Origin of the sequence: Sphingobium sp. TB-6, assembly GCF_012927365.1 — a bacterium.
Classification (GTDB): domain Bacteria; phylum Pseudomonadota; class Alphaproteobacteria; order Sphingomonadales; family Sphingomonadaceae; genus Sphingobium.
This window is the reverse complement of the sequence record NZ_JABBGL010000021.1, coordinates 24684-45625: the sequence shown is the minus strand read 5'-3', so window position 1 is coordinate 45625 and position 20942 is coordinate 24684. Positions and strand designations below refer to the sequence as shown.

22 protein-coding genes are annotated in these 20942 nt (G+C 63.3%); 11 read left to right on the top strand and 11 right to left on the bottom strand.

Going from position 1 to position 20942, the window contains the following annotated elements; genetic code table 11:
* The first annotated feature begins 126 nt into the window (after nucleotides 1-126).
* The 3 genes from HHL26_RS20410 to HHL26_RS20400 are packed head-to-tail and all read left to right on the top strand — an operon-like array spanning nucleotide 127 to nucleotide 2613.
* A complete protein-coding gene (locus tag HHL26_RS20410; RefSeq protein ID WP_066557787.1) occupies nucleotides 127-1152 on the top strand; it encodes an aspartate-semialdehyde dehydrogenase in 1026 nt (341 codons plus the stop codon).
* 10 nt (nucleotides 1153-1162) lie between these two features.
* Nucleotides 1163-1834, top strand: a complete 672-nt coding sequence (locus HHL26_RS20405; protein ID WP_066557784.1) for a DUF2238 domain-containing protein — start codon at nucleotides 1163-1165, stop codon at nucleotides 1832-1834.
* A 17-nt stretch (nucleotides 1835-1851) separates the two neighbouring features.
* A complete protein-coding gene (locus HHL26_RS20400; protein ID WP_066557783.1) occupies nucleotides 1852-2613 on the top strand; it encodes an alpha/beta fold hydrolase in 762 nt (253 codons plus the stop codon).
* 125 nt (nucleotides 2614-2738) lie between these two features.
* On the opposite strand, the gene HHL26_RS20395 is transcribed toward HHL26_RS20400, so the two are convergent.
* Together HHL26_RS20395 and HHL26_RS20390 are read right to left on the bottom strand one after the other, a co-directional pair.
* Nucleotides 2739-4193 carry an AMP nucleosidase gene (locus HHL26_RS20395; RefSeq protein ID WP_066557780.1) on the bottom strand — a complete coding sequence of 485 codons (1455 nt, stop codon included), beginning with the start codon at nucleotides 4191-4193 and terminating at the stop codon, nucleotides 2739-2741.
* A gap of 206 nt (nucleotides 4194-4399) precedes the next feature.
* Nucleotides 4400-4882: a peroxiredoxin gene (locus HHL26_RS20390; protein WP_066557778.1), complete on the bottom strand. Its 483-nt coding sequence runs from the start codon at nucleotides 4880-4882 to the stop codon at nucleotides 4400-4402.
* Nucleotides 4883-5028: 146 nt separating this feature from the next.
* Here HHL26_RS20390 and HHL26_RS20385 point away from each other — a divergent pair, with 146 nt between their 5' ends.
* From HHL26_RS20385 to ahcY, 3 genes are all read left to right on the top strand, one after another.
* Nucleotides 5029-5589, top strand: a complete 561-nt coding sequence (locus HHL26_RS20385; RefSeq protein WP_066557775.1) for a YqgE/AlgH family protein — start codon at nucleotides 5029-5031, stop codon at nucleotides 5587-5589.
* Between the two features lie 164 nt (nucleotides 5590-5753).
* A complete protein-coding gene (locus tag HHL26_RS20380; protein ID WP_197672711.1) occupies nucleotides 5754-6305 on the top strand; it encodes a hypothetical protein in 552 nt (183 codons plus the stop codon).
* Between the two features lie 121 nt (nucleotides 6306-6426).
* Nucleotides 6427-7836 carry an adenosylhomocysteinase gene (gene ahcY / locus HHL26_RS20375; RefSeq protein WP_066557772.1) on the top strand — a complete coding sequence of 470 codons (1410 nt, stop codon included), beginning with the start codon at nucleotides 6427-6429 and terminating at the stop codon, nucleotides 7834-7836.
* A 304-nt stretch (nucleotides 7837-8140) separates the two neighbouring features.
* On the opposite strand, the gene HHL26_RS20370 is transcribed toward ahcY, so the two are convergent.
* Entirely contained in the window at nucleotides 8141-10417 is a 2277-nt protein-coding gene (locus HHL26_RS20370; protein WP_066557771.1) for a UvrD-helicase domain-containing protein, read from the bottom strand.
* Nucleotides 10418-10521: 104 nt separating this feature from the next.
* On the opposite strand from HHL26_RS20370, the gene HHL26_RS20365 reads away from it, so the two are divergent.
* Both HHL26_RS20365 and HHL26_RS20360 read left to right on the top strand, forming a co-directional pair.
* Nucleotides 10522-10917 (top strand): GFA family protein, encoded by a 396-nt coding sequence (locus HHL26_RS20365; protein ID WP_066557769.1) that lies wholly within the window; start codon nucleotides 10522-10524, stop codon nucleotides 10915-10917.
* Nucleotides 10918-11068: 151 nt separating this feature from the next.
* Nucleotides 11069-11539, top strand: coding sequence for a Fe-S oxidoreductase (locus HHL26_RS20360; RefSeq protein ID WP_066561745.1), 471 nt, complete (start codon nucleotides 11069-11071; stop codon nucleotides 11537-11539).
* Here HHL26_RS20360 and HHL26_RS20355 read toward each other — a convergent pair.
* Nucleotides 11520-11972 (bottom strand): Rrf2 family transcriptional regulator, encoded by a 453-nt coding sequence (locus HHL26_RS20355; protein ID WP_066557766.1) that lies wholly within the window; start codon nucleotides 11970-11972, stop codon nucleotides 11520-11522. The genes HHL26_RS20360 and HHL26_RS20355 overlap by 20 nt on opposite strands.
* A 112-nt stretch (nucleotides 11973-12084) precedes the next feature.
* Between HHL26_RS20355 and HHL26_RS20350 the strand changes: the two genes are divergently transcribed.
* Complete coding sequence (locus HHL26_RS20350; protein WP_066557764.1) at nucleotides 12085-12534, top strand: globin domain-containing protein; 450 nt, start codon at nucleotides 12085-12087, stop codon at nucleotides 12532-12534.
* A 64-nt stretch (nucleotides 12535-12598) separates the two neighbouring features.
* On the opposite strand, the gene rsmD is transcribed toward HHL26_RS20350, so the two are convergent.
* Nucleotides 12599-13138: a 16S rRNA (guanine(966)-N(2))-methyltransferase RsmD gene (rsmD, locus tag HHL26_RS20345; protein ID WP_066557763.1), complete on the bottom strand. Its 540-nt coding sequence runs from the start codon at nucleotides 13136-13138 to the stop codon at nucleotides 12599-12601.
* A complete protein-coding gene (locus HHL26_RS20340) occupies nucleotides 13135-14049 on the bottom strand; it encodes a pseudouridine synthase (RefSeq protein WP_066557761.1) in 915 nt (304 codons plus the stop codon). The genes rsmD and HHL26_RS20340 overlap by 4 nt, the downstream gene beginning before the upstream one ends.
* 160 nt (nucleotides 14050-14209) lie before the next feature.
* Here HHL26_RS20340 and HHL26_RS20335 point away from each other — a divergent pair, with 160 nt between their 5' ends.
* Nucleotides 14210-14668: a response regulator gene (locus tag HHL26_RS20335; protein WP_066557759.1), complete on the top strand. Its 459-nt coding sequence runs from the start codon at nucleotides 14210-14212 to the stop codon at nucleotides 14666-14668.
* A gap of 149 nt (nucleotides 14669-14817) precedes the next feature.
* Nucleotides 14818-16134: an MFS transporter gene (locus tag HHL26_RS20330; RefSeq protein ID WP_066557753.1), complete on the top strand. Its 1317-nt coding sequence runs from the start codon at nucleotides 14818-14820 to the stop codon at nucleotides 16132-16134.
* Here the strand turns inward: HHL26_RS20330 and HHL26_RS20325 are convergent.
* From HHL26_RS20325 to trpB, 5 genes are all read right to left on the bottom strand, one after another.
* Entirely contained in the window at nucleotides 16119-16559 is a 441-nt protein-coding gene (locus HHL26_RS20325; RefSeq protein WP_066557751.1) for a DUF6628 family protein, read from the bottom strand. The two genes, HHL26_RS20330 and HHL26_RS20325, sit on opposite strands and share 16 nt — an antisense overlap.
* Before the next feature lie 68 nt (nucleotides 16560-16627).
* Entirely contained in the window at nucleotides 16628-17950 is a 1323-nt protein-coding gene (locus HHL26_RS20320) for a folylpolyglutamate synthase/dihydrofolate synthase family protein (protein WP_066557748.1), read from the bottom strand.
* Between the two features lie 21 nt (nucleotides 17951-17971).
* Nucleotides 17972-18823: an acetyl-CoA carboxylase, carboxyltransferase subunit beta gene (accD, locus tag HHL26_RS20315; RefSeq protein ID WP_066557742.1), complete on the bottom strand. Its 852-nt coding sequence runs from the start codon at nucleotides 18821-18823 to the stop codon at nucleotides 17972-17974.
* Nucleotides 18820-19650, bottom strand: coding sequence for a tryptophan synthase subunit alpha (gene trpA, locus HHL26_RS20310; protein WP_066557740.1), 831 nt, complete (start codon nucleotides 19648-19650; stop codon nucleotides 18820-18822). Before trpA ends, accD begins: the two co-directional genes overlap by 4 nt.
* The gene (gene trpB / locus HHL26_RS20305; protein ID WP_066557738.1) at nucleotides 19647-20888 is read right to left on the bottom strand and encodes a tryptophan synthase subunit beta; all 1242 of its coding nucleotides are present in this window, start codon (nucleotides 20886-20888) and stop codon (nucleotides 19647-19649) included. Before trpB ends, trpA begins: the two co-directional genes overlap by 4 nt.
* Nucleotides 20889-20942 lie beyond the last annotated feature (54 nt).

Sequence of the window (20942 nt, the reverse complement as noted above, 5' to 3'; positions counted from 1 at the left end):
CTTCGCGGGGACGCGCCGATAACAAGCGCAGCTTTGCTCAGGCAAAGATGCTTCGTGCTGGACAAATGGCGCAAGCGCGCTATGGCGCCCACTCCGCAATGCAAGCATGGAGTGGAGTGTTTAGTCATGGGTTACAAGGTCGTCGTCGTTGGTGCCACCGGCAATGTGGGCCGCGAGATGCTGACCATTCTCGCTGAGCGCGAGTTCCCTATTGACGAGATCGCGGCGGTTGCCTCGCCCCGGTCGCACGGCACCGAAATCGACTTCGGTGATACCGGCAAGACGCTCAAATGTAAGAATATCGAGCATTTCGACTTCACCGGCTGGGATATTGCCCTGTTCGCCGCAGGCTCCGGCCCGACGGCGATATATGCGCCAAAGGCGGCGGCGGCCGGCTGCGTAGTGATCGACAATAGCTCGCTCTACCGCATGGACCCTGACGTGCCGCTGATCGTGCCCGAAGTGAACCCGGATGCGATCGACGGTTACAAGAAGAAGAACATCATCGCGAACCCGAATTGCTCGACCGCGCAGATGGTCGTTGCCTTGAAGCCGCTGCATGACGCCGCGACGATCAAGCGCGTCGTCGTCGCCACCTACCAGTCGGTTTCCGGCGCGGGCAAGGAAGGCATGGACGAGCTGTTCGAACAGTCGCGCAACATCTTCGTCGGTGATCCGGCCGAGCCGAAGAAGTTCACCAAGCAGATCGCCTTCAACGTGATCCCGCATATCGACGTCTTCCTGGACGATGGTTCGACCAAGGAAGAATGGAAGATGGTCGCGGAAACCAAGAAGATCCTCGATCCCAAGGTGAAGGTCACGGCAACCTGTGTGCGTGTGCCGGTGTTCGTCGGTCACTCCGAGGCGCTGAACATCGAGTTCGAGAAGGAAATCTCAGCCAAGGAAGCGCAGGACATCCTGCGTGAAGCGCCGGGCGTGATGCTCGTCGACAAGCGGGAGGATGGCGGATACGTCACCCCAGTCGAGTGCGTGGGCGACTATGCCACCTTCGTCAGCCGCGTGCGCGAGGACTCGACCATCGATAACGGCCTGAACCTCTGGTGCGTCAGCGACAATCTCCGCAAGGGCGCGGCGCTCAATGCCGTGCAGATTGCGGAGTTGCTGGGCCGCCGTCACCTGAAGAAGGGCTAAGGCCTTTTAAATGATCTCCGGCGCTGTGGCTGTCTGGAAAACCGTTCCAGTCGTCCAGCGCCGGATGATCCTGTTGCTGATCGTGGCCATAATCGCCGCCAATATCGATCAGCCCTATCCCGAACTCGCGCCGCTCCAGCATGGGCCGACTGTCGTGCTGGCCTTAGCCGCGCCGTGGCTGCTGCGCCGCTGGCCTTTGTCGAACGGGTCGGTCGGAAGCATTCTCCTCTTTCTGCTGCTACATACGCTGGGAGGGCGGTACATCTATTCCTACGTGCCCTATGATGTCTGGGCGCGGGCGATCAGCGGCCATGATATTTCCGGTACCTTCGGATTTGCGCGCAACGGCTATGACAGGCTGGTGCATTTCGCCTTCGGGGTCTTGCTGACCGCACCTTTAGCCGAGGCGGCGCGGCGTTATGGCGTCATGCGGATGGGCTGGAGCCTGGCCTTTGCTTTTGCGGCGGTGGGTTGCGTGGGCGCACTCTACGAGATTTTCGAATGGCTGCTGAGCGTGGTCGCGGCCGGACAGACCGCCGACTGGTATAACGGCCAGCAGGGCGACATGTGGGATCCGCAAAAGGACATGGCGGTGGCTCAGGTCGGCAGCCTGGCCGCGCTGGTCTGGCTTGCTGCCACTCGACAAGGGCGCGCGGAGGTCATATCGGCGGACGCGAATTAGCCCAAGGAGTATCGTCCGTGTCCGACCTGCCGATCGAAAAGCTGGAGATCGAGGGGTTGGGCGGGCTGCCGATCGCTGTGCATGTTGTAGGTGAGGGCCGCGACCTGGTTCTGATCCACGGCTATTTCTCCAACGCCTGGACCAACTGGATACGCTACGGTCATGCCGCCAGACTGGTGGAGGCCGGTTTTCGGCTCATCATGCCCGACCTGCGCGGCCATGGCGAAAGCGGCAAGCCGCATGACGCCGCCGCCTATCCGCCGGACGCGCTGACCGAGGATGGGCTGGCGCTGGTGGAGCAGCTTGGGCTGACCGACTATGATCTGGGCGGCTATTCGCTGGGCGCGCGGACGACGGTGCGGATGCTGGCGCGGGGGGCGACGCCGCGTCGGGTCATTCTGGCGGGCATGGGGTTGCGCGGTCTTGTCCAGACGCTCGACAATGGCGGCTATTATCGCAACGTCCTCACCAACCTCGGCACCTTCGAGCGCGGCACGTCCGAATGGATGACCGAGGCGTTCCTCAAGACCACCAAGGGCGATCCGGTGGCGATGCTGCACATCCTAAACACCTTCGTCGATACGCCGAAGGAGGTCATCGCCGGGTTCGAGCAGCCCATCGAGATCATTTGCGGGGCGGAGGATCGGGATAATGGCGTGGCCCAGGAACTGGCCGATGTGCTGCCCAATGGGCGTTATGTCGAAATTCCGGGGAACCATATGAATGCCGTGACCCGGAAGGAGCTGGGGCAGGCGATGGTGGATTTCCTGACGGCCTGATCGGAGGCGCAACGGCAAACCAAATTTGTCGTTCCCGTGAAAACGGGAACCCATCTCCGAAGCGCTGCACTGGACGCAAGGTCAGGAGATGGATTCCCGCCTACGCGGGAATGACGAACATTAAATCACCGGAAAGGCGGCTCGTTGAAGGCGCGCAGTTTGCGGCTGTGCAGCTTCGGTCCCTCTTGGCGCAACAGCTCGCAGGTCATGAGGCCCACGCGCAAATGGCCGGCAATCGCTTCCTCGTAAAAGCGGTTGGCCTGTCCCGGCAGCTTCAACTCGCCATGGATCGGCTTGTCCGATACGCAGAGCAAAGTCCCATAAGGCACGCGGAAGCGATAGCCCTGCGCCGCAATGGTGGCCGACTCCATGTCGATGCCGACTGCCCGCGACAGGCTGAAGCGTAAAGCCGAACTGGAATAGCGCAGTTCCCAGTTGCGATCATCCGTTGTGACGACCGTGCCTGTGCGCAGCCGCCGCTTGAAATCCTCCCGATCGCCGCCGCCCAGCACAGCTTCCGCCGCCTTGGCGAGCGCCACCTGAACTTCCGCGATAGCTGGGACGGGAATTTCCGGCGGCAGCATCTCGTCCAGCACATGGTCGTCGCGCAAATAGGCGTGGGCCAGCACATAGTCCCCGATCCGCTGGCTGGGGCGCAGGCCGCCGCAATGGCCGATCATCAGCCAGGCTTCCGGTCGCACGACCGCCAGATGGTCGCAGATCGTCTTGGCGTTGGACGGGCCGACGCCGATATTGACCAGCGTGATGCCGCTGCGGTCCGGCGCGATCAGGTGATAGGCAGGCATCTGATGCTTGCGCCAGGCGCTGTCCGCGATCATCTGCGCCGGATCGGCGGTTTCCGGGGTGACATAGACCCCGCCCGCCCCGGAAAGCGCGGTGTAGCGCGATCCCTCCCCCTGCAACTCGGCGCAGGCCCAGGCCACGAATTCGTCCACATAGCGGTGATAGTTGGTGAACAATATGTATCGCTGCACATGCTCGGCCGGAGTGCCGGTATAATGTTTGAGGCGCGCGAGCGAAAAATCAGTGCGCAGACCGTCGAACAGGGCAAGCGGCCTTTCGCCCTCCGCATCCGGCGTGAACAGGCCGTCCGCGATCTCGTCCCCGATTTCTGCCAGTTCGGTCGCGGGGAAATAGCGGGCGAGTTCGGTGGGCGGCGTGCCGTCCAACGCGCTCATGTCCAGCCCGTCCAGAACATAGGGAAAGGGAATCTGCTGGGCGCTGATGCCCGTTTCCACCGTCACGCCATAGTCGCGGACGAGCAGGTCGATCTGTTCCGCCATATAATCACTGAACATGGCGGGACGGGTGATGGTGGTGACATAACGGCCCGGTTTCGACAGTCGCGCAAAGGAGCGACCCGGCGGCGGCGCGTCCGACTCCCCATGATGGGTGACCCGCAGTTCCGGATAGCAAAAGCGCCCGTCCGTCTTGGCTTCGGGCGGCGGAACACTGCCGTCGCGGGCGTAGGCGCGCATGGCCTCGCGGAGATTGCCGACGGATTTCCGATAGAGTTCGTCGAGTTCAGCGACGATCGCACTGCCGATGCTTCTTGTCATCGACTCTTGGTACCGCACTTATATGAACGAAGAAAGATGCACGCCTCGGGTTGGCCTCCATTCCGCTCATACAGGCCTGCAAAGGGCGATTTTCTGCGCTTCAGTGCTCACGGACAATAAGTCCGCTGCGCTCCGATGCTCAAAAATCACCCTTTTCGGCTCTGTCTGAACGGAATGGAGACCAACCCGCTCATAATTCTAAAAAATCAGATCTGTTCCAGCAGATATTCCGCCGACGACACCTTGAAGTCGCCCGGCGCTTCGACGTTCAGTTCGCTGACCACGCCATCCTTGACGATCATCGAGAAACGCTGGCCGCGCGTGCCCATGCCGAACTTGCTGCCGTCCATCGTGAGGCCCACCGCCTGCGCGAAATCGGCATTGCCGTCGGCCAGCATCGTCACCTTGCCATCGGCGTTGGCGGACTTGCTCCAGGCGCCCATGACGAAGGCGTCGTTGACGGCGGTGCAGGCGATCTCGTCGACGCCCTTGCCCTTCAATTCTTCCGCCTTGTCGACGAAACCGGGCAGATGGCGCGCCGAACAGGTGGGCGTGAAGGCTCCCGGCACGGAGAAAAGCGCGACCGTGCGGCCCGCGAAATATTCGTCCGAAGCGACCTGTTCCGGGCCGTTTTCGGTCATCTTCACGAAAGTGGTGCTGGGGATGCGATCGCCCTTCGAAATGGTCATCTTCGGTCTCCTGGCCTATTTGGGATGCGCGGCACGTTGGCCTTGCCACCCCTTCTGTCAAGAGGGAGGCATGGAATATGGCGCGCCGCCTCTCTCAAGCGACAGCCCGCCATTGGCAAAGACGTCAACGGGCGTATAGTCGTCCGATGACCAGCGCGCGTTCTTATGCCGGACAGTTTCTCCTCGCCCTGCCGGGCATGGAGGATATGCGTTTCGATCATTCCGTCATCGCCATGTGCGTGCATGACGCAAATGGCGCGCTGGGTATCGCCGTCAGTGATGAGATTGACGGCGTCACCCTGCATGACCTGCTGGAGAGCTTCGACATCGAGCCGGGCGACGTTGCGGACATGCCCGTGCTGCGCGGAGGGCCGGTCGAGCCGCGTCGCGGCTTCGTGCTGCATTCGCTCGACTGGACCGGCCATGACATGGTCGAAGTGGGGGAGGGCTGGGGTCTGTCCGGTTCGCTGGAAATCCTGAAAGCCATTGCGGAAGGCAGGGGGCCGAGTCGCTATCTGGTCGCGCTGGGCTATGCCGGATGGGGTGCGGGGCAGCTCGACGAGGAAATGAGCGGCGAAAGCTGGTTTCCGACGACGTGCACCGCCGGGCTTTTGTTCGATGTGCCCGCGACGCGAAAATGGTCGGCCGCCTATGCCGCCGCCGGAGTCGATGCCTCCCATCTGGTCAGCGGCGCGGGGTCGGCCTGATCCGGGCTTCGATACGCATTCGTAAGGCATGGCCGCGCGGGCGGCTTATTTCCCCAACGTAACTGAACCATTTACGGTAAAATATGGCTAACCTTTGCCGTTGAGATTCCGGCAACCGGACGGGCGCACCCTGATCCTCGGGCAATTGGACGGGGGTTCAAACCATGAGGAAATTGATCGCAGCGGCGCTTGCCGCGACGATGCCGCTTGCGCCGGCGACAGCCGCGACCTGCTGGAAGCAGACCGCCGTCGAAGCAGCGCAAATCCGCGATTTCGAGATGATGCTGATGGTATCGGCGCTGCGATGCCGGGGGACGGGGAATGATTTCCTGGCCAGCTACAACCGCTTCATCCGCGAAAAGCGGGAGACGCTGACGCAGGTGAATGATGAGCTGCGCGAGCATTTCCGCTCGGTCGCCGGGCCGGTCGGCGCCTTGGGAGCCTATGATAATTATGTCACGGGCCTTGCCAATATCTATGGCGCGGGCGCCGACGGGCTGGCCTGCCGCGATCTTCAGTCGATCACCGACGCGGCCAACGCCTTGCCGCCCAGCCGGTCGGCCCTGCTGGAACTGGCCGATGCGGCGGCAATCGGCCCGCATCTGTCGGGTGCGCGCTGTGACATCGTGACGGCGATGGCGGGCAAGATGCAGAAATCCGACAAATTTGCAGATAATGAGCCGATGAAGGTCGCATCGCGGAGCCCTGCGGATTAAGACATAAAGAAAACTTTATATGGAGTTGCCTTGAACGGCGGCGATTGGTAAAGCCCAGCCCATCGCTGCCGTTCGTTCGTTCGAGCGGTCGCCTCAATCTTGAAGATATGGAGACAGGCTCGTGGCCACTGCACCCGCCACCCAGGCGCAGGATTATGTGATCCGCGACATCGGCCTTGCCGCTTTCGGCCGCAAGGAAATCGAGATCGCAGAAACCGAAATGCCGGGTCTGATGGCCCTGCGCGCCGAATTCGGCGCATCGAAGCCGCTCAAGGGCGCGCGCATCACCGGCTCGCTGCACATGACGATCCAGACCGCCGTGCTGATCGAGACGCTGGCCGAGCTGGGCGCCGAGATCCGCTGGGCCTCGTGCAACATCTTTTCGACCCAGGATCACGCCGCCGCCGCCATCGCTGCGAGCGGCATCCCCGTTTTCGCCGTTAAGGGCGAGACGCTGGAAGAATATTGGGACTATGTCATCCGCATCTTCGACTGGGGTGACACGGTCTGCAACATGATCCTGGACGATGGCGGCGACGCCACCATGTTCGCGCTGTGGGGCGCCCGCGTCGAGGCCGGGGAAGAACTGTTCACCCCCGGCAATGAGGAAGAGGAAATCTTCGTCGCGACGCTGAAGCGTTTCCTGGCCGAACGTCCGGGCTATCTGACCCAGACCGTCGCCGCGATCAAGGGCGTGTCGGAAGAGACCACCACCGGCGTCCACCGCCTCTATGAGCTGGCGAAGAAGGGCAAGCTCCCCTTCCCGGCGATCAACGTCAACGACAGCGTTACCAAGTCGAAGTTCGACAATCTCTACGGCTGCAAGGAATCGCTGGTCGACGCCATCCGCCGCGCCACCGACGTCATGCTGGCCGGCAAGGTCGCCTGCGTCGCCGGGTTCGGTGACGTCGGCAAGGGTTCGGCCGCGTCGCTGCGCAATGGCGGCGCCCGCGTGCTGGTGACGGAGGTTGATCCGATCTGTGCGCTTCAGGCCGCGATGGAAGGCTATGAAGTCGTGACGATGGAAGAGGCGGCCACCCGCGCCGACATCTTCGTCACCGCGACCGGCAACGAAGCCGTCATCACCGTTGACCACATGCGCGCGATGAAGAATATGGCGATCGTCTGCAACATCGGCCATTTCGACAGCGAGATCGAGATTGCCGGCCTCAACAACATGGCATGGACCGAGATCAAGCCGCAGGTGGACGAGGTTCAGTTCCCCGACGGCAAGAAGATCATCGTTCTGGCGAAGGGCCGCCTGGTCAATCTGGGTTGCGCCACCGGCCATCCCAGCTTTGTGATGTCCTCCTCCTTCACCAACCAGGTGCTGGCGCAGATCGAACTGTGGACCAAGGCGGACACCTACAAGAACGAGGTCTATGTGCTGCCCAAGCATCTGGACGAGAAGGTCGCCGCGCTTCACCTGGAAAAGCTGGGCGTGAAGCTGTCCAAGCTGACCCCCAAGCAGGCCGCCTATATCGGCGTGTCGGCCGAAGGCCCGTTCAAGCCGGATCATTACCGCTACTAAGCGGACGGGAAGGGGAGGCATCGGCCTCCCCTTTTTTTGTTTGGTTTTGGTCAATTGCTGACGAGAGAGATCCGTTCGGGCTGAGCCCTTCGTCTGCCTGCCAACGCAGGCGCTCAGGATAAACTTGCCTTCGGCAAGTCGAAGCCCTCAGCCGAGCGGAGTGAGGCTCCCATGCTTCGCCTTCGCTCAGCAAGACCCTTCGACAAGCTCAGGGCGAACGGAAACTGAAAGTTCGCCTTCCACCCAAAGCAGGCTTCTCGCTCTTCTTTTCAAGAAAGCGTTGAAGAAGGGCCGGGATGGTTGGTCAGGCCGGTTGGACGAAGCTGTCCATGACGCGCTTCCGTCCCGCGGTTTCGAAGTCGATCTCCAGCTTATTGCCTTCGATCTCCGCGACCGTGCCGTAGCCGAATTTCTGGTGGAAGACGCGCAGGCCTAGGCTCATGTCGTCGCGGCCTTTATTGCCCAGCGAGACGGCGGAGGCGCGGGCTTCCACGATCCGGACGGGTTCCTTGACGAACTGGCCGCTTTGTTGCGCGCGTTGCCAGCCTGGGCCTCTGCCGGTGCCGCGCTGGACATTGGCGAAGGGATCGGCCCGTTCCGACCAGTTGGCGCGCCAGAGCGAGGCGCCACCCGACAGGCTGCTCTCCTCCTCCACATGTTCGGGCGGCAGTTCTCCGACAAAGCGCGAAGGGATGGAGCTGGTCCACTGGCCGTAGATGCGGCGGTTGGCGGCATGGAGGATGAGGCACAGCTTCCGCGCCCGCGTGATCGCGACATAGGCGAGGCGGCGTTCCTCCTCCAACGAATTAAGGCCGCCTTCGTCGAGGGCGCGCTGGGAGGGGAAAATGCCTTCTTCCCAACCGGCGAGGAACACGGTGTCGAACTCCAGCCCCTTGGCGGCGTGGATGGTCATGATCGTGATCTTGCGCTCGTCAGCCTGCGCTTCATTGTCCATGACCAGCGAGACATGCTCAAGGAACGCGCCCAGCGTCTCATATTCCTCCATGGCGCGGGTGAGTTCGTTGAGGTTTTCCAGGCGCCCCGCGCTTTCGGTGGTGCGTTCGGCCTGGAGCATGGCGGTGTAGCCGCTTTCGTCCAATATCTGCCGGGCGAGTTCTGCATGGGGAAGCTGCACCGCGCGATCGCGCCAGCGGGCGAGATCTCCGATGAACGCGCCCAGCGACCGGCGGGCCTGCGGGGTCATTTCGTCGGTGTCGAGGATGCGGGCGGCGGCGAGGGCCAGCGGAATGCCCTCGGCACGGGCGAGTCGATGGAGCTTTTCCACCGCCTTGTCGCCCAATCCACGCTTGGGGACGTTGACGATCCGCTCGAAGGCGAGGTCGTCGGCGGGCTGGTTGACGAGGCGCAGATAGGCGAGCGCATCGCGGATTTCGGCGCGTTCGTAGAAGCGGAAGCCGCCGACGATGCGATAGGGCAGGCCGATCTGGATGAAGCGGTCTTCGAACTCGCGGGTCTGGTGCTGGGCGCGGACGAGGATGGAGACTTCGTCCAGCGATTGCCCGCTGCGCTCGATCGACTCGATTTCGTCACCGACGCGCCGGGCTTCCTCCGGACCGTCCCACACGCCGATGACGCGGACCTTCTCGCCCACGTCGATATCGGTCCAGAGTGTCTTGCCGAGCCGGTTGCCATTTTCCGCGATCACGCCGGAGGCGGCGCCTAGGATGTGCGGGGTCGAGCGGTAATTCTGCTCCAGGCGGACGATCTTCGCGCCCGGAAAATCCTTTTCGAAGCGAAGGATATTGGCCACTTCCGCGCCGCGCCAGCTATAGATGGACTGGTCGTCATCGCCCACGCAGCAGATATTCTTGCGCGTCTGGGCGAGCAGGCGGAGCCAGAGATATTGGCTGCTGTTCGTGTCCTGATATTCGTCCACCATGATGTAGCGGAAGCGCTGTTGATAGCTTTCCAGAACGTCCCGATGGCGCTTCAATATCGTCAGAACATGCAGCAGCAAGTCACCGAAATCGCAAGCATTTACATCGCGTAGGCGCGCCTGGTAAGCGGCGTAGAGCTTCTGCCCACGGCCATTGGCATAGGCTTCGCTTTCACCCGCGCCGATTTCCTCGGGCGTCAGACCCTTATTCTTCCACTGGTCGATGAGGCCGCCCAATTGGCGGGCGGGCCAGCGCTTTTCGTCGATTCCTTCGGCCTGAATGAGCTGCTTCATCAGGCGAAGCTGGTCGTCGGTATCGAGGATGGTGAAATTGGATTGCAGGCCGACCAGTTCGGCATGGCGGCGCAGCATCTTGGCGGCGATGGCGTGGAACGTGCCGAGCCAGGGCATGCCTTCCACCGCCGGGCCGATCATGCGGCCTACGCGCTCCCGCATCTCTCGCGCCGCCTTGTTGGTGAAGGTGACGGCGAGGATTTCGGAAGGATAGGCGCGGCGCGTGGCGATCAGATGGGCCAGACGCGCGGTGAGGGCGGCGGTCTTGCCCGTGCCGGCGCCCGCGAGGACCAGCACCGACCCTTCGGTGGTGAGCACGGCTTCCCGCTGCGGTTCGTTGAGATCCTTGAGATAGGGGGGATCGTCGGGCGAGGGAGCGGGCAGGGTCATGGGCTATCAACTAGGATGCTGGGCGGGAGGCGGCAAGGGTGAGTGGCCTTGCGCTGCCGTTTCTTCTATGAGAACAAAAGGCGAATCATGCAAGGAGAAAGGCCATGGTTTCTGGAGGGTGCCAATGCGGGGCGATCCGCTATGAAGCGCAGGGGGAGCCAGCCTATAGCGCGCTCTGCCATTGTTCCGACTGCCGGAAAAGCGCCGGAGCGCCTATGGTGGGCTGGGCGTTGTTTCCCGAAAATATGGTGACGGTGACGGGTGAGCCGGTGGCCTATCGGTCATCCGACAATGTGACGCGGGAATTTTGCGGGACATGCGGGTCGGGGCTTTTCTATCGCAATGCCGTGGTGTTTCCGGGGATGGTCGATATCCAGACGGGGACGCTGGACGATCAAGCCGCTCTTCCTCCCGCCATTCATGTGCAGTTTGCCGAGGCGGCTCCGTGGATGGCGGCCGCGCATGAATTGCCCAGGTTCGAGCGCTATCCCCAAGAGTGACCGAAGCCTGAGAGCCCAAAGCATGAGGGATCATCTGGCGGCGCATGCGCCACGGTTCGTCGCCGTGGCCGGAACGTAGACGGTACATGTCCGCTTCTTTTCCGGACCCCAGCGGCAAAACGGGGTGAAGAACAAGGAAAGGATGATCCCGATGAAATCGATCCTCTTGGCAGGTGCGGCCATTTTGGCCTTCGGCGCCGGCGTTGCCGGCGTTGCCGGAATTGCGGTAGCGCAGGACGTGCCAGCCTCGCAGCCGCCCGCTGCCGATACCGCGCCTCCTCCGGAACAGGGGGCGATGCCCGCGACACCCGCCACGCCTGCCGATCCGGGGACCGCTCCCGCCACGCCGGCTACGCCAGCCGCACCGCCTGCAGGCGCGGATCCGAATGCGGGGCAGCCGACGGGAGCGGTGCCGCCGGATACGGGGATGCAGCCTGCACCCGCCGGTGTGCCACGCGACCCGTCGGCGCCCGTGGGAACCTCTGCCAATCCCGCTACGGTGGGCGGCAACATGACGCCACCGCCGACCGGGCAGAAAGATTATCCGCTGTGCAGCACGACCGTGCAGGATAGCTGTATCAATCCGAGCGAAGCGCCCAAATCTATGCGCAGGCGTCGGTGACGGCAACCGGGCCAGGCAATGCGGCGATGAGCGCCGCCAGCCCGGCCCGGTCCCGTGCGGCATCGGCCAGGCTGTGCTGGTCGAGCACGGTGAGAAAGGCGGCGGTGGCCGCCTTCAATATGCCGGACAGGCCGCAGGCCGGGCGGATGGCGCAGGAGCCGCAATCCGCCATGTTCATGTCGGGTTCGGTGTGGCGGATGACTTCGCCCAATCGGATCTTCTCGGCCGGGCGGGCAAGAGCGAAGCCCCCGCCGCGCCCGCGCTGCGTATCCAGAAAACCGCCTTGGCCAAGATGATGCACAACCTTCATCAGATGGTTGCGGGACAGGCCATAAGCATCCGCGATTTCGGGAATCGTCGTGCGGCCCGCAGGCGTCACCGCGAGGTGGATGAGGACGCGCAGGGCATAGTCGGTGTGGCGGGTCAGTTGCATGGCTGCTGGCGGTAATGAGAGTGATCGCGCTTTTCAAACATTCATTCTATTTACATCTTAAAAGATGCAACGTAAATGCACCTTTACCGATTCTCCAAGCAAAGGTGCATTCATGACCCAGTTGACCGCCGACACCATCGCCATCGTCAAGGCTACCGCCCCCGCTCTGCGGAAGCATGGGGTAGAAATCACGACGGCCATGTATGCGCGGCTGTTTCAGGATGCATCGATCAAGGACATGTTCGACCAGGCCGCGCAGGAAAGCGGCGAGCAGCCCAAGCGGCTGGCGGCGGCGATCCTGGGCTATGCCGAGAATATCGACAAGTTGCAGGCGCTGGACGGCGCGGTTGCGCGGATGGTGCAGCGGCATGTCGAAACCGGCGTGAAGGCGGAGCATTATCCCAAGGTGGCCGAGGCGCTGCTGCCGGCAATTCGGGATGTGCTGGGCGCGGATGTCGCCACGGACGCCGTGCTGAATGCCTGGGGGCAGGCCTATTGGTTCCTCGCGAATATCCTGATCGGCAAGGAATCGCAGGCTTATGAGGATGCCGAAGCGGCTTGATGGGCGTCGGGAGTGGGGAGGCGTTGCGCAGCCCCTCTCCCCAACCCTCTCCCCCACGGGGAGTTCAGGCTTCCGCCCGTAGCAGGGTCAAACGCGCTTTGCCGATGTCGCGGGTGGCTTCGATAGTGAAGCCCTTGACCTCTACGTCCTCGCGGCGGTCCGTTTCTATGCTGATCCAGGTGGCGGGGCCGGTCCAGCCGAGGCGGCTCAGCTTGTCGAGGGCCACCGATCCCGCGCCGCTATTATAGGGCGGGTCCATGAAGATGAGGTCCAGCGGCTTGGCTGCGGGGCCGAGAGCCAGGACGCTGCTTTGGCGGACGTCTGGGCGGATGCCGAGCTTGTCGCCATTGGCCCGGATCGCGTCGAGGGCGGAGCGGTCCTGTTCCACGAAGATGCAGCTCGCCGCACCGCGCGACAGAGCTTCGAAACCGAGCGCGCCGGAGCCTGCGAAGAAATCGCCGACGCCAAGCCCCTCGAAGGAGCCGATGCGGCTCAGCAGCATGGAGAAAAGGGTTTCTCGGGTTCGGTCCGCTGTCGGGCGGGTGGCGTCTCCCTTGGGAGCGGCCAGCGGACGGCCGCGCCATTGGCCCGCGATGATCCTCATTTCGGCGCCTTCAGGCTCTTGCGGAAGAGGATGAGATCATGCTGGCGCACTTCCTCGACCGCGCCGGAGGCCAGTTCGCCCAGATGGAAGGGACCGTAGCTGGTGCGGATCAGGCGGTTCACCTGAAGGCCCAGATGTTCCAGGACGCGGCGGACTTCGCGATTCTTGCCTTCGGTCAGCGTCATTTCGATCCACTGGTTGCGGCCGGTGCGGCGTTCCAGATTGGCCTCGATCTGACCGTAGCGGATGCCCTCTATTTCTATGCCTTCGAACAGGTCTTCGAGTTGGTTCTGGCTCACCTCGCCAAAGGCGCGGGCGCGATAAGTGCGCGGGACGCCGGTGGAGGGGAGTTCCATCTCCCGCTTGAACTCGCCGTCGGTGGTGAGCAGCAGCAGTCCCTCGGTCGTCATGTCGAGCCGGCCGATCGGCATGAGGCGCGGCAGGTCGGCGGGCAGCTTGTCGTAAATGGTCGGACGGCCACGCGGGTCGCGTTCGGTCGTCAGGAGGCCCGACGGCTTGTGGAAAAGGAACAGGCGCGTGGGGGCTGGCGCGGCGACGGGGTTGCCGTCGACCGTTATGCCATGAAGCGAGGTGAGCAGGGTGGCCGGGGTGGTGACGGCTTCACCGTTCAGCGTGACGCGGCCTTCCTCGATCATCCGCTCGATCTCGCGGCGCGACGCGATGCCTGCGCGGGCGAGGAGTTTCGCGATACGCTGCGGTTCGTTCTTGCCGCTGGCGACGGCTGCGGCCCGGGCCGGGTGCGGGTTTGCGGGCTTGGCGGGTGCAGTTTTCGCCTTTTTGAATGGCGGGCGGGCCGGGCGTGATCCGGGGCTGGGCTTGGCGCCTGTGGGGCGCTTGGGACCGCCGGGCCCCGACCGGCGTGGCGGTCCAGATTTTTTCGGCGGTTCCACGGAAGAGTTCCTTTTCAAAACGGGGTGGCATTCCCATATCGGCAAAGCCAGGAAATTGACGAATAGTGCTGTCCTTGCGCCTATGCGCCGGGACGATAAGAAACCGCTTAGGGCGTTGCACGTTGGTCGGCTGAATGGCGCAAATGGGGCAGATCGGCAAATGTTTTTCGGGCTGGTAAAAGGGGAAGCCGGAGCGCAAAGGCGGCGCAAGGCCATTCGGAGCGTGCTGGTGGTCGAAGATGAGCCGCTGGTGGCCTTCGACAATGAGCATGTGCTGGAGATGGCCGGTTATCGCGTGGCCGCGACCGTCGATGAATATGCCCATGCCGTCAGCGTGATTCAGGAAGAAAACGTCGATCTGGTGATCGCGGATGTGATGCTGCATGGTCAGAAGACCGGGATCGATCTGGCGCGTTTTGCTACGGGCCGGGGCGTGGCGGTGCTGTTCGTGACGGGCGCTTGTCCGGTCGATGCGCGCGAAATGGCTTTGGGCTGCCTCGCAAAGCCCTATGCGCCGCGGGACTTGCTGGCGGCTATCGATGTGTTGGATGCGTTGTTGCGGGGGAAGGCATTGCCGCGTTTCCCGGAGGGGCTGCATCTGTTTGAGGATTTCGGGTGAAGTTGGTTTCATCCACTTGGCCTGATTGATGGGGCCAGCCAGGCTTCCTGTCCCTCTCCTTTCAAGCGAGAAGCATTGGGCGGGGTTGTTTCGGCAGTGTTTGGCCATATGGTGGATTTCGACAAGAACCATCGGGGCGCACCGCATTTATGACTGAGATCGCAAAGGGTTCGGCAAGCTGGCTGGATGCGGTGAAGCCCTATGTTCAGAAGGCGCCTTTGGGAGCCTTTTTTCTCGGGATTTCGTCGGGCTTTCCCTATGCGATGATCGGCGCGACGCTGACGACGCGACTGGCGCAGGACGGGATCGATAAGAAGGCGGTGACCGCGTTCACACTCGCTTTCCTCGTCTATAATCTCAAATGGCTGTGGGCCTGGGTGGTCGATGGCGTTCGCTTGCCGGTCATCGGGCGGTTGGGGCAGCGGGTGAGCTGGCTGCTTGTCGCCGGGCTGCTCGTGATGGCGGCGGTGGCCAATCTGGCGCTGGTCGAACCGACGACCGGCCTGTTGCAGACGGCTTATGCGGCAATATTGGTCGGGGTGGCTGGAGCGACCTTCGACATCGTGATCGACGCCTATCGGATCGAGACCTTGAAGCCCGAGCAACTGGGCGTCGGCTCCGGCATGTCGCAATATGGCTGGCGGATCGGGTCGGTCGCGGCGGGAGCGCTGGCGCTGGTGCTGGCGGCGCGGATCGGGTGGCATGGGGCTTATTTCGCCTGCGCGGTTTTTGCGCTGCCCGCAATGCTGACGGGACTGGTTCTGGGCGAGCCGGAGCGGCATCGGGAGCCGACGACGCGGCGGGGTTTCGGTGAGGTGTGGCAGTCGATCGCCGGGCCGTTGGTCGAGTTTTTCCGGCGGCGCGGGGCTTGGTTGGTGCTGCTGTTCATCCTGCTGCACAAGATCGGGGACACGCTCGCCAATCTGACCTTTCGCCTACTGTTCGACGATATGGGCTACACCAATGACGAGATCGCCATTTATGACGTGGGGATCGGCTTCTGGGCCTATTTGATCGGCATTTTCGTGGGCGGCATCCTCTATGCGCGGATGGGGATGAAGCGGTCGGTGCTGGTCAGCCTGCTGCTGATGGGTGTGTCCAATTTCAGCTTTGCGCTGCTCGCCGCTCTGGGGAAAAGCAATTGGGGCATGGCGGGCGCCATTGGTTTTGAGAATTTCGCCAGCGGCATCGGTGGCGTGACGGTGGTCGCCTATTTCTCAGCGCTGTGCGACCTGCGCTTTACCGCCGCGCAATATGCGCTGATTTCGGCGGCGGCGAGCATCGTCGGGCGGTTCCTGACCGGCACCACGGCGGGCGTGATGATCGAGCGCTTCGGCTATGTCGATTTCTACCTGCTGACCACCGTGATCTCCTTGCCGGGCATCATCCTGTTCTGGCTGATGATGCGGGCGGGCCTGATTGACGCCAGCGTCGGCAGCGCGGCAGAGGTTCAGCCCGCCGAGTAGAGATCGAGCGGGCGGCCAAGGTCATTATGGGCCTGCGCCACGGCTTGGAGGCAGGTGAGCGCGCCAAGGGCGTGATCGTTGCCGAGCAAGGTCGCCACATTGTCAAAGGCGGCGCGCGGGCAGTGCAGGGCGCCGCCGATCGCCTGCATCATCAGCGCTTCGTCCGTCGTCATGCGCGAGCAGCAGCAGGGCGCGATCAATATCTTGCGACTGGAGGTGCGGACCAGTTCCAGCATCATGGCGCGCATCAGCACCAGCGGACGGCGATAGCTGCGGCCGAAGGCGCCGAGCATGGCGTTGGCGGCATGAGCGTCGTTGACGCCCGCCGTGGCCATGCGGCGCATGACATAAAGGAACAGCCGGTTGCCATAGCCGCCGGGGAGCGGACGGGGCTGATCGAGGGAGGAGGGCTCTCCAATGGCCATGCGTTCGTACCTTCTGCCTTGTCGTTGGAAGGCGAAGGTACGCTATTGCGAGTCAATCGCAAGACAATTCAGTCGGGATATTGCCCATTCAGCCGCAAAATCTCTCCTGCCAGATAGAGCGAACCCGCAATCAGCAGCTTGGGCGCGGGATTGCCCCCTGCGGCGATGGCGGCAATGGCCTCTGCGGGCGCTTCATGCGCGGTGCAGGGGACGCCCCAAAGATCGGCAATGGCGGCGAATCGCTCCGGCGGGTGATGATCATGACCGGGAACAGGCAGCGTGTGGATATGCGCGATCCGGCCCGCGAAGGGGATCAGATATGCGTCCAAATCCTTGTTCGACAGCATGCCGATGATGAGTTGCAACTTCTGGCCTTCGAGCCGCTCGGCAGTGAAGAAGGCGCTGATCGCTTCCCCCGCCCCGGCATTATGGCCCCCGTCAAGCCAGGCCTCGGTGCTTTCCGGCAATGGCGCCAGCAGGGGGCCGTGATCGAGCCTTTGCAAACGGCCGGGCCAATGCGCCCAGAGCGGCGCGGCCTTCAGGGCAGCTTCACTGACGGGTACGACGCTCTGGTGGCGCAACATGGCGAAAGCGAGCGCGGCATTATGTATCTGATGCGCGCCGGGGAGACGCGGCAGAGGGGTGTCGAGGCGGCCCAGATCGTCGCGATAATGGAGGCGGTCGCGATAGGCGGCGGCGTCCCAGCTCTCCCCCATGGCGAACCATTGGGTGCGGTTGCGCGCGGCGGCGTCGAGCATCACCGGGAAGAGCGCGTCGGCATAGCGCTGCGTCACCAGCGGCGCACCGGGTTTGGCGATGCCCGCCTTTTCGGCGGCGATTTCCTTAAGCGTGCTGCCGAGGAAGCTTTGGTGATCGATGCCCAATTGGGCGATGCCGCAGATCACCGGCCTTTCGATGACATTGGTGGCGTCGAGCCGGCCGCCCAGGCCCACTTCGAGGATGCAGGCGTCGGCTGGATGTTCGGAGAAGGCGAGGAAGGCGGCCGCGGCGGTGACTTCGAAGAAGCTGGCGCCGATGCCCTCAGCCACATCGAGGACGCGAGAGAGATAATGGGCGAGCGCTTCGTCGGAGATCAGCGTGCCGCTGATGCGGATACGCTCGTTGAAGCGGACGAGGTGCGGCGAGGTGAAGACGTGGACGGTCTTGCCGTCCGCCTCCAGCGCGGCGCGCAGGAAGGCGCAGGTCGAGCCTTTGCCGTTGGTGCCCGCGACATGGAAGACGGGCGGCAGAGCGCGGTGCGGATTGCCGAGGCGATCGAGCAGGCGCGTGATGCGCTCCAGGCCCAATATATCGGCGCCAGGCGACAGGGTCGCGAGGCGGTCAAGCTGGGCCTGGACGCCCGGATCGTCGGAGACGGCATGGTCGGCCATCGGCTCTGTTCCTGATCGGGTTCAGGCGGCCGCGCGCGGCGCCAGATAGCCGATCACGCGGGCGAGCGTGTCGCGCAGTTCGCTGCGGTGGACGACCATGTCGAGCATGCCGTGCTCCAGCAGATATTCGGCGCGCTGGAAGCCGTCGGGCAGCTTTTCGCGGATCGTGCTTTCGATGACGCGCTGGCCTGCAAAACCGATGAGTGCATTGGGCTCCGCGATCTGGACGTCGCCCAGCATCGCATAGCTGGCGGTGACGCCGCCGGTCGTAGGGTCAGTGAGGACCACGATATAGGGCAGGCCCGCCGCGTGCAGCTTCTGGATCGCCACGGTGGAGCGGGGCATCTGCATGAGGGAGAGGATACCCTCCTGCATGCGCGCGCCGCCCGCTGCGGTGAAGATCACATAGGGGCATTTATGGGCAATGGCTTCGTTGATGCCCTGGATGAAGGCGGCGCCGACGCCCATGCCCATGGAGCCGCCCATATAGGCGAAATTCTGCACGCCCATGACCAGCGGCACGTCGTCGATCGCGCCGCGCGCGTTGATGAGCGCGTCCTGATCGCCGGTCGCGGTGCGGGCGGCCTTGATGCGTTCAGGATAGCGCTTGGAATCGCGGAATTTGAGCGGGTCTTCCTGCACATGCGGGGTCGGCAGCAGGATGAAACCGGCGTCGAGGACATGCTCGAAACGCTCCGACGGACCGATACGGCCATGATGGTCGCAGCGCGGGCAGACGGAGAGATTATCTTCCCATTCCTTGATGAAGATCATCTCGGCGCAGGACGGGCATTTGTGCCACAGCGTTTCGGCCGTGCTTTCCTTCTTCGCCATGAAGGGAATGGCTTTGCGGACGCGGTTGATCCAGCTCATGCGGCGGTCTCCCGGAAATGAGGGCTGTTGGCGTTGAGCGCGCCGCGCAGAGCCGCGACGAAATCCTTGACGAAGGGCGCGGCGGCATCGCCGTGCGAGCCGATGATGTCGATGATGGCGGACCCCACGACCACGCCGTCAGCGACGCGGCCGATAGCTGCTGCTTGCTCAGCAGAACGCACGCCGAAGCCCACCGCGATGGGCAGGTCGGTGGCGGCCTTGAGCTTGGCGACGGCTTGTTCGACGGCGGCTTGGGCGGCCTGCTGTTTGCCGGTGATGCCCGCGACGGCGACATGGTAGAGGAAGCCGCTGGCGCCGTTCAGCACGGCGGGCAGGCGGGCTGCGTCGGTCGTGGGGGTGGCGAGGCGGATGAGGTGAATGCCCGCCGACCGCAGGGCAGGGCCGATTTCGGCATCTTCCTCCGGCGGCACGTCGACGCAGATAACGCCGTCAACGCCAGCGGCCTTGCACTGGTCGGCGAACCATTGCGAACCGCGCACCAGCATCGGATTGGCATAGCCCATCAGGACCAGCGGCGTTTCCGGGTGCTTGGCGCGGAAGGCGGTGGCGAGGGCGAAGATATCCTTCGTCTTGGTGCCCGAGCCGAGGCTGCGCAGGTTAGCCAGTTCGATTGCCGGGCCGTCGGCCATCGGATCGGTGAAGGGCATGCCCAGTTCGATGATGTCGGCGCCGCCTTCGACCAGTGCGTCCAGGATGGCGGGCGTGTCGGCCACGGTCGGGTCGCCCGCCGTCACGAAGGTGACGAGGGCGGCGCGGCCTGCGCTCTTGCAGGCGGCGAAGCGGGCGGAAAGGCGGTCAGCAGTCATATTTCGACACCCAGGGCGCTGGCGGCGGTGAAGATGTCCTTGTCACCACGGCCGGAGAGATTGACGATGATGATCTGGTCCGCGTCCAGCGTGGGCGCGACTTTTTCCGCCGACGCGACCGCATGGGCGGATTCGAGCGCGGGGATGATGCCTTCGAGCGCGGAGAGCTTCTGGAAGCTGGCCAGCGCCTCATCATCGGTGATCGGCATATATTGGACGCGGCCGATTTCGTGCAGCCAGCTATGTTCGGGGCCGATGCCGGGATAGTCGAGACCTGCCGAAATGCTGTGCGCTTCGGTGATCTGGCCGTCCTCGTCCTGGAGCAGATAGGTGCGGTTGCCGTGCAATATGCCCGACTTGCCGCCCGCGAGGGAGGCGGCATGCTTGCCTTGCAGACCTTCGCCCGCCGCTTCGACGCCGATCATTTTCACATCCGCATCGTCAAGAAACGGATGGAACAGGCCGATGGCGTTGGAGCCGCCGCCGACCGGGGCGATCAGCATGTCGGGCAGGCGGCCTTCGAGTTCCAATATCTGCTCGCGCGCCTCCCGGCCGATCACGGATTGGAAATCGCGGACCAGTTCGGGATAGGGGTGTGGTCCTGCCGCCGTGCCGATGATGTAGAAAGTGTCGTGGACGTTCGACACCCAGTGGCGCAGGGCATCGTTCATAGCATCCTTGAGCGTCTGGGAGCCGGAAACGACGGGAATGACCTCAGCGCCCAGCAGCTTCATGCGGAAGACGTTGGGCTTTTGCCGTTCGACATCCTTGGCGCCCATGAAGATCTTGCATTCCATGCCAAACAGGGCGGCGACGGTCGCGGTGGCGACGCCATGCTGGCCGGCGCCGGTTTCGGCAATGACCTTCTTCTTGCCCATGCGGCGGGCGAGCAGCGCCTGGCCGATGCAATTGTTGATCTTATGCGCGCCGGTGTGGTTCAGTTCCTCGCGCTTGAGGTAGATTTTCGCGCCCTTGCCGGGTTCGGCATCCGCGCGCAGCGCTTCTGTCAGGCGTCCTGCATAATAAAGCGGATTGGGGCGGCCGACATAGGAGCGCAGCAATTCGCTGAACTCGGCGTCGAAGGCCGGATCCTGCTTCGCTTCCCTATAGACCTTTTCCAGCTCCAATATGAGCGGCATCAGCGTCTCAGCGACATAGCGGCCACCGAAGGCGCCGAAATGGCCGGAGGCGTCGGGCTGCGAACGCAGGCTGTTGGGCAGGGTGATGGTGTCGGTCATCGCTTGTATCTCGTCAGGCAATATTGGGTCACTTCGCGAACAAGGGAAGCGATC

Bases quoted from the DNA above. Each gene is read 5' to 3' on its own strand.
- HHL26_RS20410 (WP_066557787.1), top strand. From the start codon at position 127: ATGGGTTACAAGGTCGTCGTCGTTGGTGCCACCGGCAATGTGGGCCGC.
- HHL26_RS20405 (WP_066557784.1), top strand. From the start codon at position 1,163: ATGATCTCCGGCGCTGTGGCTGTCTGGAAAACCGTTCCAGTCGTCCAG.
- HHL26_RS20395 (WP_066557780.1), bottom strand. From the start codon at position 4,193: ATGACAAGAAGCATCGGCAGTGCGATCGTCGCTGAACTCGACGAACTC.
- HHL26_RS20390 (WP_066557778.1), bottom strand. From the start codon at position 4,882: ATGACCATTTCGAAGGGCGATCGCATCCCCAGCACCACTTTCGTGAAG.
- HHL26_RS20385 (WP_066557775.1), top strand. From the start codon at position 5,029: ATGACCAGCGCGCGTTCTTATGCCGGACAGTTTCTCCTCGCCCTGCCG.
- HHL26_RS20380 (WP_197672711.1), top strand. From the start codon at position 5,754: ATGAGGAAATTGATCGCAGCGGCGCTTGCCGCGACGATGCCGCTTGCG.
- HHL26_RS20370 (WP_066557771.1), bottom strand. From the start codon at position 10,417: ATGACCCTGCCCGCTCCCTCGCCCGACGATCCCCCCTATCTCAAGGAT.
- HHL26_RS20365 (WP_066557769.1), top strand. From the start codon at position 10,522: ATGGTTTCTGGAGGGTGCCAATGCGGGGCGATCCGCTATGAAGCGCAG.
- HHL26_RS20360 (WP_066561745.1), top strand. From the start codon at position 11,069: ATGAAATCGATCCTCTTGGCAGGTGCGGCCATTTTGGCCTTCGGCGCC.
- HHL26_RS20355 (WP_066557766.1), bottom strand. From the start codon at position 11,972: ATGCAACTGACCCGCCACACCGACTATGCCCTGCGCGTCCTCATCCAC.
- HHL26_RS20350 (WP_066557764.1), top strand. From the start codon at position 12,085: ATGACCCAGTTGACCGCCGACACCATCGCCATCGTCAAGGCTACCGCC.
- rsmD (WP_066557763.1), bottom strand. From the start codon at position 13,138: ATGAGGATCATCGCGGGCCAATGGCGCGGCCGTCCGCTGGCCGCTCCC.
- HHL26_RS20335 (WP_066557759.1), top strand. From the start codon at position 14,210: ATGTTTTTCGGGCTGGTAAAAGGGGAAGCCGGAGCGCAAAGGCGGCGC.
- HHL26_RS20330 (WP_066557753.1), top strand. From the start codon at position 14,818: ATGACTGAGATCGCAAAGGGTTCGGCAAGCTGGCTGGATGCGGTGAAG.
- HHL26_RS20325 (WP_066557751.1), bottom strand. From the start codon at position 16,559: ATGGCCATTGGAGAGCCCTCCTCCCTCGATCAGCCCCGTCCGCTCCCC.
- HHL26_RS20320 (WP_066557748.1), bottom strand. From the start codon at position 17,950: ATGGCCGACCATGCCGTCTCCGACGATCCGGGCGTCCAGGCCCAGCTT.
- accD (WP_066557742.1), bottom strand. From the start codon at position 18,823: ATGAGCTGGATCAACCGCGTCCGCAAAGCCATTCCCTTCATGGCGAAG.
- trpA (WP_066557740.1), bottom strand. From the start codon at position 19,650: ATGACTGCTGACCGCCTTTCCGCCCGCTTCGCCGCCTGCAAGAGCGCA.
- trpB (WP_066557738.1), bottom strand. From the start codon at position 20,888: ATGACCGACACCATCACCCTGCCCAACAGCCTGCGTTCGCAGCCCGAC.